10 protein-coding genes are annotated in these 13,420 nt (G+C 72.8%); 9 read left to right on the top strand and 1 reads right to left on the bottom strand.

The window, feature by feature from the left end; all coding sequences use genetic code 11:
- Positions 1-9: 9 nt before the first annotated feature.
- The 4 genes from FXF65_RS43810 (at position 10) to FXF65_RS18650 (ending at position 4,938) form a co-directional block, all read left to right on the top strand.
- A complete protein-coding gene (locus FXF65_RS43810) occupies positions 10-777 on the top strand; it encodes a hypothetical protein (protein ID WP_187412378.1) in 768 nt (255 codons plus the stop codon).
- Complete coding sequence (locus FXF65_RS18660) at positions 774-2,519, top strand: serine/threonine-protein kinase (protein WP_187412377.1); 1,746 nt, start codon at positions 774-776, stop codon at positions 2,517-2,519. Before FXF65_RS43810 ends, FXF65_RS18660 begins: the two co-directional genes overlap by 4 nt.
- Positions 2,520-2,659: 140 nt before the next feature.
- The gene (locus FXF65_RS18655; protein ID WP_148351247.1) at positions 2,660-4,138 is read left to right on the top strand and encodes a hypothetical protein; all 1,479 of its coding nucleotides are present in this window, start codon (positions 2,660-2,662) and stop codon (positions 4,136-4,138) included.
- Between the two features lie 62 nt (positions 4,139-4,200).
- A complete protein-coding gene (locus tag FXF65_RS18650) occupies positions 4,201-4,938 on the top strand; it encodes a translation initiation factor IF-2 (protein ID WP_148351246.1) in 738 nt (245 codons plus the stop codon).
- A 3-nt stretch (positions 4,939-4,941) separates the two neighbouring features.
- Here the strand turns inward: FXF65_RS18650 and FXF65_RS18645 are convergent, their stop codons facing one another.
- Positions 4,942-5,286 (bottom strand): MmcQ/YjbR family DNA-binding protein, encoded by a 345-nt coding sequence (locus FXF65_RS18645; protein WP_246198919.1) that lies wholly within the window; start codon positions 5,284-5,286, stop codon positions 4,942-4,944.
- Positions 5,287-5,451: 165 nt separating this feature from the next.
- Here FXF65_RS18645 and FXF65_RS18640 point away from each other — a divergent pair, with 165 nt between their 5' ends.
- The 5 genes from FXF65_RS18640 to FXF65_RS18620 are packed head-to-tail and all read left to right on the top strand — an operon-like array spanning position 5,452 to position 13,416.
- On the top strand, positions 5,452-5,802 hold the full coding sequence (locus FXF65_RS18640; RefSeq protein WP_246198918.1) for a CU044_2847 family protein: 351 nt from the start codon (positions 5,452-5,454) through the stop codon (positions 5,800-5,802).
- A 7-nt stretch (positions 5,803-5,809) separates the two neighbouring features.
- On the top strand, positions 5,810-7,471 hold the full coding sequence (locus FXF65_RS18635; protein ID WP_148351245.1) for a VMAP-C domain-containing protein: 1,662 nt from the start codon (positions 5,810-5,812) through the stop codon (positions 7,469-7,471).
- A complete protein-coding gene (locus tag FXF65_RS18630; RefSeq protein ID WP_148351244.1) occupies positions 7,472-8,446 on the top strand; it encodes an AAA family ATPase in 975 nt (324 codons plus the stop codon).
- On the top strand, positions 8,436-12,794 hold the full coding sequence (locus FXF65_RS18625; RefSeq protein WP_148351243.1) for an SAV_2336 N-terminal domain-related protein: 4,359 nt from the start codon (positions 8,436-8,438) through the stop codon (positions 12,792-12,794). The genes FXF65_RS18630 and FXF65_RS18625 overlap by 11 nt, the downstream gene beginning before the upstream one ends.
- Before the next feature lie 46 nt (positions 12,795-12,840).
- Positions 12,841-13,416, top strand: coding sequence for a TetR/AcrR family transcriptional regulator (locus FXF65_RS18620; RefSeq protein WP_148351242.1), 576 nt, complete (start codon positions 12,841-12,843; stop codon positions 13,414-13,416).
- The last annotated feature ends 4 nt before the right edge of the window (positions 13,417-13,420 follow it).

The raw sequence follows: 13,420 nt of genomic DNA, 5'->3' as shown, positions 1-13,420 counted from the left end.
GGACACGCGATGCCTCCGCACCCCCGCTTCCGGCGCCGCGCGGCCGCCGCCACCATCACGGCGACCGCGTTGGCCATCCCCTTGTCGACCGCCGTTCCCGCGCAGGCCGCGCCCTGCCACAAGACGGGCACCGGCGGCACCTGCAACGTGGTCATCCGCGTGCCCGGCTCGGGCGGCGGCGGTGGCGGCGGAACCGGCGGCAACTCGGGCGGCGGCGGTCCCGTCCTGCCCCCGCCGCCCGAGGGGCTGACCCCGGACGAGGCGCAGGGCTTCGTGCCCGCGCCCGGCGGTCCCGCGCCGCTCCAGGCGGCGCCCACCACCACGGCCGACCTCGTCCTGCGTGCCCGCGCGGCGACCGAGTTCCCCGTGCCCGTCGTGCACACCGCTCCGAAGGACAAGACCTACGTCGCTCTGAAGACGTCCCTGTGGGTGGACGGCTACCACGACGTCGAGACCGAGCCGATCAAGGAGGGCGCGCAGGCCGTCCAGTTGACGGGGAAGGTCCAGGAAGTGGTCTGGAATCTGGGCGAGAAGCAGATCCAGTGCAAGGACGGCGGCACCGAGGACGGCAAGACCTGCCACTACGCGTACACCCGGTCGTCCGCCGGCCAGCCGGGCGGCAAGTACCAGATCACCGCGACCATCAGGTGGACGGTGAGCTGGAAGTGCGACGGCGCCGGCTGCGACGCGGCCGGGGGCGCCCTCGACGACCAGACCATGACCTCGGTTCCCTCGGCGCTCGTCGTGAGCGAGATCCAGACGAACACCGGCCAGTGATCCCGCCCAAGCGCCGGCTCCCCGGATTCGTCGAGTTGGCGGAGCTGGGGACGGGCGCGCAGGGCGTGGTCGTGCTCGCACGGCACGAGTCGGGCGGCCCGCCGGTCGCGATCAAATATCTCGCTGTCGAGTTACTCGGAGACGCGGCGGCGCGCACGACGTTCCGGGACGAGGCGCAGATCCTCCGCCGCGTCGTCGACCCGCATGTGGCGCGCTTCCTGGACTACCGGGAGTCGCCCTGGGGCGCGGCGATCATCCTCGAGGCGGTGCCGGGACGGCCGCTCCGCAAGATCCTGGACGAGCGCGCGGACCCGCTCACCCCCGAGGCCGCGCTCGCGACGCTGAAGGGCTCGCTGCTCGGACTGGCGGCGGCGCACGCGGTCGGCGTCGTCCATCGCGACTACAAGCCGGGGAACGTCCTCGTCCAGGACGACGGGCGGAGCAGGCTCATCGACTTCGGCATCGCCGTCCTCGCCGGTCGCGGCGGCCTGGCCGGGACGCCCGCGTACATGTCGCCCGAGCAATGGGCGGGCGGCCCCGCCACCCCGGCCACCGACCTCTACGCGGCGACCTGCGTCTTCGTCGAGTGCGTCACGGGTGAGAAGCCCTTCCGCGGCACGACGCTCGCCGAGTTGAGGGCCGCGCACACCGAGGGCCCGGCGCCGTTGGAGCGCGTCCCGGACGCGCTCCGGCCGCTGGTGCTGCGCGGGCTCGCCAAGAACCCGTCCGAGCGGACGCCGAGCGCCCACGAGTTCGTGAGCGAGGTCGACGCCGCCGCCGTCCGCGCGTACGGCCCCGACTGGGAGCGGCGCGGACTGGTCGCCCTCGGCGCGGTCGCGGCGGCGGTCGCGACGGCGATTCCGTTCGGGATGCTGGGGGCGGCGCTCCTCGCCCCCGGCGCCTCCTCCACCGCGATGGGCGGCGCCGTCGCGGGAGCGGCGGGCCACGCCTCCGGGGGCCTCGCGCAGGGAGCGGCCGCCGACACGGCCAAGGGCTTCCTCGGCAAGCTCGGCGGCGCGAAGGGCGCGACCCGCATCGCCGCCGGGGCCGGGTCCGCCGCCATCGCGGCCTGGTTCTTCTTGCCCGATCCCGGCTCCGGCGTCGGCGGGACGAGCCACGCCGGCGTCCACGCCTACTTCACGAAGCCCGGCGTCCTCCTCGGCCAGGCCGCCCTGCCCCCGGCCGAGACCCCGTACATCGACCTCAAGTACACGCTCGCCCCGGCGCGGGCCACGCCCGGGACGGAGGTGCGGCTCGTCGAGGAGTTCCGGGCGCGGACGCCCGGCGGCGTCTACTACCCGCCGGGCGGCGGACGCCAGTGCCTGGGCGAGAAGGCGAAACCGCCCAAGACCCACTGGTACAAGTGGGGCATCGGCCTCGACGACGAACAGCTCGGCGTCGACGGCTCGGCGTTCCTGGGCTTCTACCGGATGCCTCCGACGAAGCGGAAGGACCTCCCGCAGCGGACCGGGGACGCGGCCGTCCTCCCCGTCACGAGCGAGACGAAGGGCGAGCAGCAGCCGTTCGTCCAGGCGGAGTGCGCCATCATGAGCCGCTGGACGACGACGTACGTCATGACCCTCCCGGAGCGCCGCCTCCTGCGGCCGGGCGGGTACCTGGTGACCCCGCGCGTCCCCATGAAGATAACGACGACGGTGCGGGAGAAGACCCCGATCCCGCCGGAGTCGGCGGGGGCCGTCATCGAGGGGACGCTGCCCGTGCTCCAGGTGTTGGAGAGCTGAGGGGGCGGGTGGGGCGCTGGTAGGATCGCGGCCGATGCGTGGGCGGTGGTAGTGGCCGCTCCCCGCCCCCGGCGTGACGCGGCCGATCCCAGGTCGGCGCAGGATCCTGTCCGCCCGCACGTCCACAGTTAGGGTCCCCGGTGCCGTTCTTCCCGCTGGCCGTCCGCCGTCCCACGGCCGGGTCCGTGCTGGCCGCCGTCAAGGGGAACCGGCTGTTCACCGCGGTGCTCGTCGCGGGCGTGGTGCTGCGCGTCCTCACGATGCTGGGGTTCCGCGGGGTCCTGTGGTTCAACGACAGCTACGACTTCGTGCGGATCGCGGACGACCCGTTCCCGCACCCGCTGCGCCCGTCCGGTTACGGGATCTTCCTGTGGACGCTCAAGCCGTTCCACAGCCTGGCGCTGATCACGGCGCTGCAGCACGCGGCGATCGTCGGGCTGGCGGCGGCCGGGTACCGGATGCTCGTCCGCGACTTCGACGTGCGGCGGGCGTGGGCGGCGGTGGCCGTCGCGCCGCTGCTGCTGGACGCCTACCAACTCGAACTCGAACACCTGCTGCTGTCGGACACGCTGTTCACCGTCCTCGCGCTCGGGGCCATGCTGGTGCTCGCGAAGCCGGGCGCGACGGGGTGGCGGCGAGCAGCGCTCGTCGGGACGCTCCTCGGCGTCGCGGCCGTGACCCGGACGGTCGGGGTGCCGCTGTTCCTGATCGCGGTGGTGTACCTGGTGGTCAGGCGGACGCGCTGGCCCGCGTACGCGGCGCTCGCGGTGACGTTCGCGCTGCCGGTCGGCGCGTACGCGACGTGGTACCAGCAGGAGCACGGTCGCTTCGGGATGACCGGCGTGGACGGCATCTTCCTCTGGGGCCGGACGGCGGCGTTCGCCGACTGCGACGCCCACACGCCGCCCGCCGACCTGGCGAGCCTGTGCCCGCACGGGCCGAAGGACGACCGGCCGGCGTCGTCCCACCAGATCTGGGAGGAGGGCTCGCCGACCGGGTGGGCCAACGGCGGCGCGTTCGACCCGGACACCAACGCGCGGGCGCAGCGGTTCGCGTTCTGGGCGATCCGGAACCAGCCGCTCGACTACGTGAAGGTCGCGTCGTACGACTTCTTCGTCCGGACGTTCGCGTGGCATCGCAGCCGGTACCCGACCGTGGGCACCGAGGCGCGCTACCACTTCCCGACGAAACCGACCGCGCGCAAGCCCAACCTGCCGGTCTACGGCGGCGGCACCAGGCGGACGGTCGTGTACGAGTACTCGCACGGCACCGGACGCACCCACATCGTCGAGCCGTACGCGGGTTTCCTGCGCGACTACCAGGAACGGGTCAGCGTTCCGGGGACGGCGCTCGGGCTCGTCCTGCTCGCGGGCGCGGCCGGGATGGTGTGGCGGCGCGCGCGCGCACGAACGGGCCTGTTCTGGTCGTCGGCCGTGATGCTCCTCGCGATCCCGCCCGCCACGGTGGACTTCGACTACCGCTACCTGCTGCCCGCCCTGCCGTTCGCGTGTTTCGCGGCGGCGGCCGCATGGGGGCGGCGGGTGCCGTCCGGGCGGTCGAAGGCCCCGCCGAAGGAGACCCCGGACGGGAAGGAACACCAGCCCGCGACCACCCCCTGAGTAGGGGGACTGAGTAGGAACGCGGATTCCGGCACGCCCTAAAAACCCCTGATCATTGGGTTATGCGCCGATTCGTCATCGTCCTGGCGGGCCTGCTGGTCGCGGTCTCCGCCACCGGATGCGCCGCCGTGTCGGCCGAGGGCCGGGCCGGCGACTCCGCCCGCGAAAAGGCTCGCCGGGTGGGGAACGTCCTCAACGGGATGCGGGCGGGGACGGCCCGGGACGTGGGCCGCCGCGCGTCCGAGCTGGACGGTGTCGACGTCCTGCGGGTCAGCGGCACGGCGCTCCGGTCCAAGGACGGTGTGCGGGTCGTCGTCCGGACGTCCGGCACCGCGACGGCGGGCCTGGCCGGCGACACGGTCACGGTCCGGCGGTGCTTCGAGCTGCGCGTCGCGCCGGACACCGAGTGGGACGCCAAGCCCAAGGGCAAGGAATGCCCGCGGGGCGAGCCGCTGTCGTTCGGGCCATGGCCGAAGACGCCCGACGTCCCGGCCGAGCGGTTGCGGAAGGCGCTCCCCCGCGTCCCGGCGAAGGCGAGGGTGGACGAGGCGGAGGTCCGCGAGGCGGTCGCGTCACTGCGGCTCGACCCGGCCGTCCGCAGCGAGTTCGCGTCGCGGGACGGCGTCGTGGGTGTGGTGCTGTCGGTCAGGCCGTACCTGTCAGAGACGTTCGACTGCGTCCTTGCCAGGGTCGCGCCAGGGCGGACGGACGTGTGGTCGCCGCCGAGGGTGCAGCGCATGGTGGGCGAGGGCGGATGCGGCGCCGCCAACGCGATCGACCCGATGCCGCCCCCGCACTAGGGCTCAAAGGCCGAGGCGGGCGGCGGCCACTTTCTTCGGGACGACCATGCGCCACGCCTCCACGACCAGTTCGCGCATCTCGGGCTCGTCGAGGGCGGACGTCCAGGCGTGCACCCAGTTGAAGCGCATGTCCGACTCGCCGGGGAGGTGGAACTTCTCCGGCTCCGACTCGACCAGCGCGGCGCGCTCCTCCTTCGGGAACGCGAAGCCCATGACGGTCTCGTCCCGCGAGAAGGCGACGTAGACGATCGCGCCGACGCGGAACTTCACCCGGTCCCTGATGAGGTGCTCGGACGTGCGCGGCAGCGTCAGCGCGAGCGCCCGCACCTGCTCCACGGTGATCATCATGTCCTCCTGTGGCCGTACCCCCGCTGGCCTTTCCAGCCAACCATCCCCAATCGCATGATCTTGATAGATTTTTCGCTCGGGGAGACGTTATGACCGGAGCGAAGCGAGGATCATGACGACCCCTGCGGGGGTCTGGGGCGTCGTCCCCCAGAAAGGCAGGCAGTAGTGGACGAACTGGTGCGGTGGCGGACCGAGCGCGGGACGGTCGTCGTGGAGACCGACGACCGGGAGCCGGGGTTCCAGTCGGTGTCCCGCGCGGGCGACATGATCCACGACGCGGCGGCCTCCTTCGAGGAGGCGTTCCAGAGCATCAGGGACGCGGCGGACTCGGCGCTCGCGGCGCTGCGCGGCGGCGCCGCCGGCCCGGACGCGGTCGAGCTGGAGTTCGGCGTGAAGCTCAACGCGGCGGCCGGGGCGGTGATCGCCAAGACCTCCGTCGAGGGGCAGCTCAAGGTCAAGCTGACCTGGGGCCGCCCGCCCGCCGACACGGCCGGGACCGACGGGGAGGGGGCGTAGCCGCGTCGTGGACGACTGGCAGTGGCGCGCCTGGGTCGGCCCGCCGGGCGGCGGCAAGGTCGGCGCGGCCTTCCTCGTCGCCGCGGACCGGCTGCTGACCTGCGCGCACTCCGTCCGCGACCTGGACGAGGCGCGGATCGGCTTCCCCGGCCTGCGGGAGGACCTGCCCGCCCGGGTGACGCACGTCGGCGGCTGGCGGCGCGCGGGCGACCTCGGCGACGTCGCGGTGCTCGAACTGCGCGAGCCCGTCCCGTACGCGCCCGCTCGGCTCGCCGCGCCCGACGACCCGCGCGTCGCCGGGCGGACGTTCGGCGTCTGGGGCTTCCCCCGGCGGAACGACCGGAACGAGCGGCACGCGACCGTGACGACGTCCCCGCACCGGGGCATGCGGCAGGAGTGGTGGGAGCTCAAGACCGGTCCGGGCGACTGGCTGGAGGAGGGCTACAGCGGGTCCGCCGTGTACGACACGGACACGGGCGAGGTCATCGGGATGGTGACGAACGCGGAGCTGCGGCACGGCGACCGCGCCGACCTCGGCTGGATGCTGCCGCTTGCCAGCCTGCGCGCGCACTGGGAGCCGCTCGACGACCTGCTCCCGCTGCGCTGGGCGTCCCCGGACGCGCGCCGCGAGCTGCGCGAACTGCTGGACGGCGTCCGGTTCACCGAGCCGCTCGCCGCCGACCTCGCGCGGACGGTCGGCCGTCCGGCGCTCGACGACTTCCGGTCCGCGTGGGCGTCGGTGCGGTACGTGGCCGAGGGGCTGGCGGAGGAGCGGCTCGTCCGGTATCTGGCGGCGCTCGGGCGGCATCTGCCGGAGGCTCGGCGGCAGCGGCTCACCGCCTGGTCGGCCCGCCATCTGCCGGGCGCGGCGCCCGCGCCGGAGTGCTCCGATCCCGCGTCGGTGATCGTCCGGCTGGAGCGGGTGACGTTCGACAACGCCTTCGACGTCGCCGTGCAGACGTGGATCGACGGGGCGGAGGGACCCTCGCGCCCGGTCGCGCGGGTCCCGGAGCGCAGGGTGCGGGAGGTCGTCGAGGAGGGCGTCGCGGCGGTCGCGCCCGCGCTGTTCGGCCGCGAGTGGATGATCGAGTTCGCGGTGCCGGAGAGCTGGCTCGGCAGGCCGTTCGAGCAGTGGTACGTCGACGCGCGCAACCGGATCCCGATGCGCCGGTACCCGGTGGTGGTGCGGGACGTGGAGCGCCTGCGCCCCGGTTCGATCCGCCGCGACCAGGCCCATCACCGCTGGCGGCTGCTGACCGAGCGGGGCCGCAGCGAACCGCACCGGGTCGCCTGCGACGCGCCGCGCCGGGGCGGCGACTTCGAGCGCTGGCTTGAGGCGCACGTCGACTTCTCCGTGCTCGTCTACGGGTCGCGTCCGATGAAGTCGTGGCTGAAGGCAGCGCTCAACAACGGCATCCCCGTCATGATGTGGACGCGCGAGAAGTGCGTCGGGCCCACCCATGACGACTGCGAAGGGCACCGCGTCCTGGACGACCTGACCGCCGCGGTCGGCGGCAAGGCGCCCGCCGACCTGCCGCGCATCGCGCTCGCCCTCCGCAAGGAGGCGCTCGTCGCGCCGGACGGCGAGCCGCACTGCGGACGCGCCCTCACCCTGCTCTGGGACGACCCGTCCCGCCTTCCCGATCCGCCCCTCGCCATGGAGGTCTAGGTGCCCGACTGGCTGCTCTACACAGGGAGCCGTCGCCCGCACGACGGAGTCGACCGGCTGCCTCCGCCGCCGCCCTGGCGCGCGTTCGACGGCGGGCCGGTGCTGCCGTCCCCGGAGGGCGGTTCGGGCAACGCGCACCAGGCGACGACGTACCGTCCGTCGGACGACGCGGTGCAGCAGGTCAACGCCGCGTTGTATTTGCGTCGTCCGTTGCTGGTGACGGGTCCGCCCGGTACTGGGAAATCGACGCTCGCCTACGCGGTGGCCCACGAACTGGGGCTCGGTCCCGTCCTGCACTGGCCCATCACCAGCCGGACGACCCTGCGCGACGGCCTCTACCAGTACGACCCCCTCACCCGCCTGTACGCGGCCGGACGCGACACGTCCCCGGCCGACGACGAGGACATCGGCCGCTTCATCCGCCTCGGCCCCCTCGGCACGGCGCTGCTGCCCTACCGGCGGCCCCGCGTCCTGCTCGTGGACGAGATCGACAAGAGCGACATCGACCTGCCAAACGACCTCCTCACCATCTTCGAGAAGGGCGAGTACGAGCTGCCGGAGCTGTCCCGCCGCGCCGACCCGTCCGCCGAGGTGATGACCGCCGACGGGCCGGGCGACCGCGTCACCGTCACCGCCGGGACCGTCCGCTGCCGCGCGTTCCCGCTGGTCGTGCTGACCAGCAACGGCGAGCGCGAGTTCCCGCCCGCGTTCCTGCGCCGGTGCGTCACGGTCGAGCTGCGGCAGCCGTCCGGTGAGGCGGAGCTGGCGGCGATCGTCCGCGAGCACCTCGGGCCGCTCGCCGACCGGAGCGACGACCTCGTCCGGCGGTTCCTCGAACGGGCCGCGTCCGGGACGCTGGCGACCGACCAGCTCCTCAACGCCGTCTACCTGTGCCGCCACGCCGACGCCGAGGACCGCCGGGCCCTCGCCGACCGCGTCATGCCGAACCTCGCGGGTCCCGTCGATGACGATTGACCGGCTCCGGGACGCGCTGTCCGCCATCGGCCCGCCGCCGGACGCCCGCGAGCTGAGCGAGATCCTGTGGCTGGCCTGCCACATCCCCTCGCCCGAGGACGAGCCTCCCCGGGAGCCACTTCCGGCGGTTCCGCAGGTGATCGAGGAAGCGCCTCCCCTCCCGGACACCGTTCCCCGGCCGCGTCCCGAGCCCGAGCCGCTCTCCCCGCTCCATCCCCGTGCCGCACCCGAGGCGCCTGGAGGCGGCGCCGCCGTCCCCGAGCCGGTCGGGGAGGCGGCGGAGGTGCTCGTCCCGACCGCGCCGATGCTCGCGGACGCGCTCGCCGTGCAGCGGGCGCTGCGTCCGCTGAAGCGGCGGGTGCCGTCGCGGCACCGGTTCGGGCTGGACGAGGACGCGACCGCCGCGCGCATCGCCGACACCGGGGTGTGGACGCCGGTCCTCGTCCCCGAACCCGAACGCTGGCTCTCGCTCACGCTCGTCGTGGACACCGGTCCGACGATGCGGCTGTGGCGGCCGCTCGCCCGGGAGCTGACCGAGACGCTGCTCCGCCAGGGCGCGTTCCAGGACGTCCACGTCGCCTACCTCGACACGGCCGGAGGCGTCGCCGCCGTCCCGAACGCGCCGCGCCAGGACCCCGGCACACTGCTCGACGCGTCCGGGCGCCGGGCCGTGCTCGTCCTGTCCGACTGCTCGGGCCCGCACTGGTGGGACGGACGCGCCGCGCGGGCCGTCCGGCGCTGGGCGCAGGCCGGGCCGACCGCGATCCTCCAGCCGCTCGCCGAGCGCCTCTGGCGGCGCACCGCCGCACCGGCCGTGCCGGGCGTCGCCGTCCTGCCCCGTCCGGGCGCGCCGAACGCGGACCTGCGGTTCGTCCCGTACGACGGGGACGCGACGGCGGGCGTGCCCGTGCCCGTCCTGGAGGTGGCGCCGCGCTGGTTCGGCGCGTGGGCCCGGCTCGTCTCCGGCTCCGACCCGCAGCCCGCCGCCGTCGCGACGCTGCCCGCCCGGCCGCCCGCCGCGGCCGTGCCCGTGCGTCGCGAACGCGAGCTGCCGGTCGACGAGCGCGTCCGCCGGTTCCTCGCCACGGCGTCCGCGGACGCCGCCGAGCTCGCCGCGCACGTCGCCGTCTCCGTCCCGTCGCTGCCGGTGATGCGGCTGATCCAGCACCGGATCCTCGGCGGCTCAGGCCCCGGTCAGTTGGCCGAGGTGCTGCTGAGCGGGCTGCTGCGCCCGGTCGGCGGGGTGCGCTACGAGTTCGTGCCGGGCGCGCGGGAGGCGCTGCTCGACACGCTGCCGCGCCCGGAGGCGCTGCACACCCGGCACGTCCTGGAGGCGGTCTCCGCCGAGATCGAACGCCGCGCCGGAACGTCCGGCGAACGCTTCCGCGCCCTCCTCCCCACCGGCGGCGGCCCGGTGAAGCTGACGGCCGACACCGACCACTTCGCCCTCCTGACCCCAGAGACCCGTTCCCATCTGGCCACCGGCCCGGCGGGTGTTCCCGACTCCCTGGAACCACGCGAGACGTGGGACCCGTTCGTCACACCGGGCAGGCTCATCTGGGAGTTTTTCGAACCGGTCTTCGATGCCATCGGCACGTACGACGACGGCGGCACGGCGCAACTCGCGATCCTCAACGGCGGGGGCTCAGAGCACGGCACCGTCTCGGGGCCGCCACGCGCCGTCCATGAGTTGCTCCGGACCGTCCTGCTCAACCTGGCGTTCGGCCACTCGCCGCGCAAGGCCGCGTTCGCCCTGCTCAACTGCTCCGACTTCCGCGAGAGCCACGCCTACAGGGGCCTTCATCGGCTCCCGCACACAGCCGCGACCGTCCCCGACCTGTCCGAGCCGGGTATCGGCAGCCTGGCGTCGATACTCGAAGCCGAACGACGGCGCCGCGAGGCCGTCGTGCGGGACGCGGGCATCGAAACCTGGGCCGAATACCGTGCCGCCGACCGGAACTCGCAGCTCGATCCGCTTCCCGCGCTGGTCGTCGTCCTAGGCGTCGACCGGCGGCTCCTGGACGCCGATCCCGATTTGCACGACGACCTCGCCCGGCTGACCGCCACGGGGCCGGACGTGGGGTTCCGTTTCATCTTCTATTCCCGCGAGGAATCCACGGACATCGGCCAGTTCGACCACCTCACCGACTGGCGGATCGAACTCGACGATCCAGCGGACGGCGAGCAGGCCACGCTCGGGATCAAGGGACGGCCGGATGCGCGTTTCCGTCCCGCCCGTGTCTCCGCCGCGGACGCCGACTCGCTCCTGGCGCAGATGGAGCAGCGCGGACCGCGCGCACGCGAACTCACCGTCCAGGTGCCAGGCGAGCCGGATCAGACGCAGCCGACCCTCGATATCGACGTTCTCCGGCTCAACGGCGCGGGGCCGGGCGAGGCGTTCAGGGAGGGATGGGCGCTTCCCGCGACTACTCCCCGGCAGACGACCATCGGCCATCACTCCGATGGGAACGCCCTCAGCTTCTACCCGTTCGACCTTTCGTCGGGTATCCAGCACGGCCTCATCGTGGGCGACACCGAAGCACGTCAGCGTGTCATCCGCGCCATCGTTCTCGCGCTCGCCGCCGGGTACTCTCCCTCGGATCTCAAGTTCGCGTTCGCCGGAATGGGCGAGCACCCGCTCGGCGATCCGCTTCCGCTGCCGCACGTCGACTATTCCGAGTCCGAGCTGCTCGGACGGCCGGAGCAACTCCGCTATTTCCTCGACCATCTCTCGAACGAGATGGACGAGCGCGCCGCCAACACCGCGAGCGACCATCCACGCCTCGTGGTGTTCACCGACGTCTCGCTGACGTTCCCCTCCAGCAGGCGCGAGGTCGGAGAGACCCTGGTCTCGCTCGCGAGCCGCGGAAGGGCGCTCGGCGTGCAACTCCTGCTCTCTTCGGAGACCGTCGAGAACAGCACGATCTGGAACCGCGTCATGCCCCTCGTCGGCTGGCGGATGGCGGCGAGCCCCCGGCCGCCCGCCGAACTCCAGCGCGTGCTCGGCCGGGCGACCGTGTCGTTCCCCGACGAGCGGACGGCCTACCTCCTCGCTGGCGGCAACGTCCTCCACCAGCTCGTACTGGCACCAGAGCCGCCGCGATCCGCCGTCGAGGACTTCATCGAGCGGGCGAGAGGAGTCGAACCCCGCCCGACGCCGCCCGTGCCCCCCGACATCCAGCTCGACCAGATCGACCTGGAGACCGACACCGAGGCGACCATGGACGTGCTCCGGGGAGTCTTCTTCCCGGAGCGCGGCCCCGGAGAAGCGCCGGATTCACGCGTTCGCCATCTGATCCTGGAGGGCGCCGGTCGGGCTCGGATGGCCAGGTTGGCACGCCTGTACGGGTTGCTGCTCCGCGAGGAAGGCGTGCTCTCCAGCGGCGTCGTGCACGAGGTGCCGCTGCTCGATTCCGCGGGCCGTCCGGTGGGCGAGCCCGTCCCGCCCTGGCCTGATCTCTTTCGCGAGAATCACGGCGGCGTGCTGCTCTTTTACCTAGCCGAGATCCGGCACCACGCCGACTCGCTCTGGACGAGTTTCGTCAGCGATCTCCCAAGTCTGATGGACGAGTACGACCACGACCCGATGGTCGTCCTCTGCGGAGACAGCGACGACGTCTACGAATTGCGCCGGTCCGCCCCCTCGTTCGCCTCCCGGTTTCTGATATTCGGAGGTCACGAACCGACGCCGTCGACCGTGCCAGAGATTTATCCGCGGATTTCGATCGGTGTCGACAGCGACACGGGCGAGGACGTGGTGCTGAACTTCGAGATCGACCGCCATCTGCTGATCTCCGGCCCGCCTCTCTCCGGCAAGGCGACACTTCTGAACCACCTGCATGACGAGATCCGCGCACACGCGAGAGGGCCCGTCCACCTCCTGGACGGGGACGATCTGATTCCCGGAGAAGACGAAGAGATGATCAGCGAGGAGGCGCCAGGGGAGACCGCGGGGGCCCGCGAGTTCAGCCGCCTTCTGCGGAACGCGATCGATGAGGCGACGCGACAAGAATCGATGGCACGGGGCGCCGACGCATTCCTCCTCATCAAGAACCACTGGGGTTTCTTCAGAAGCGATCCGCTCCTTCCACTTCTCGAGCTGCTCCGGTCGAGTTCGGCGAACGGTCTGCGACTCGTCCTGTCCCGGCACCGCACCCTTTCGAATGTCGGCGGCCATCTGGTCAAGTCATGGCGGGACATCGGCGCTCCAGTGCTGCTGACGGGAGACACGGGGGGCAGGGAGGCCGATCTCTGGGGGCTGCCGTCCGCCGTCCGCGGTCCCATACCGCGGGGGCAGGCGCTCCTCGCGTATCCCGGCCGCCACCGTTTTGTGACGCTGAGGCTCTGACCTTCTGTATTGGATCGCACTGTCCATAACGTGTTACCGTACGGCCATGGCACGGCCGAGGAAGTTCGAGGAGGACCGGGCGCTCGACGCGGCCATGCGCGCCTTCTGGACGGACGGCTACGAGGCCACGTCCACCCAGGAGCTGTGCGAGGCGACCGGGCTCGGGCGCAGCAGCATCTACAACACCTTCCGCAGCAAGCGCGACCTGTTCGAGAAGGCGCTGGTCCGCTACATGGACACCAGGACGGCCAGGCTCGTCGAAGTCCTGGAGGACGGCCGCCGTCCCGTCCTCGAGCGGCTGCGGACGGTCCTGGAGTGGACGGTCGAGCCCGAGCCGGACGACCCGCTCGGTTGCCTGGTCGTCAACACGATGGTGGAGCTGGCGCCGCGCGACCCGGAGATCGCCGAGCGCCTCGACCGGGACCAGCGGCGGCGTCTCGTGGCGCTCAAGGCGGCCGTCCAGGAGGGCATCCGGTCCGGCGAGATCGACCGGGGCAAGGACGCGCTGGCGCTCGCGCACTTCCTCGTCTCCACGATCAGCGGGATGCGGGTGATGTCCAGGGGCGGGGCCGACCAGAGCACCCTGGCCGCGGTCGCGGACACCGCCATGAACGCCCTCTGACGGA

It is taken from the genome of Actinomadura syzygii (assembly GCF_008085905.1).
In the GTDB taxonomy this organism is placed as follows: Bacteria; Actinomycetota; Actinomycetes; order Streptosporangiales; family Streptosporangiaceae; genus Spirillospora; species Spirillospora syzygii.
Note: the sequence above shows the minus strand (reverse complement) of the source record. Positions and strands in the feature narration are given on the sequence as shown.

Bases quoted from the DNA above. Each gene is read 5' to 3' on its own strand.
- FXF65_RS18625 (WP_148351243.1), top strand. From the start codon at position 8,436: ATGACGATTGACCGGCTCCGGGACGCGCTGTCCGCCATCGGCCCGCCG.
- FXF65_RS18645 (WP_246198919.1), bottom strand. From the start codon at position 5,286: ATGATGATCACCGTGGAGCAGGTGCGGGCGCTCGCGCTGACGCTGCCG.
- FXF65_RS43810 (WP_187412378.1), top strand. From the start codon at position 10: ATGCCTCCGCACCCCCGCTTCCGGCGCCGCGCGGCCGCCGCCACCATC.
- FXF65_RS18620 (WP_148351242.1), top strand. From the start codon at position 12,841: ATGGCACGGCCGAGGAAGTTCGAGGAGGACCGGGCGCTCGACGCGGCC.
- FXF65_RS18650 (WP_148351246.1), top strand. From the start codon at position 4,201: ATGCGCCGATTCGTCATCGTCCTGGCGGGCCTGCTGGTCGCGGTCTCC.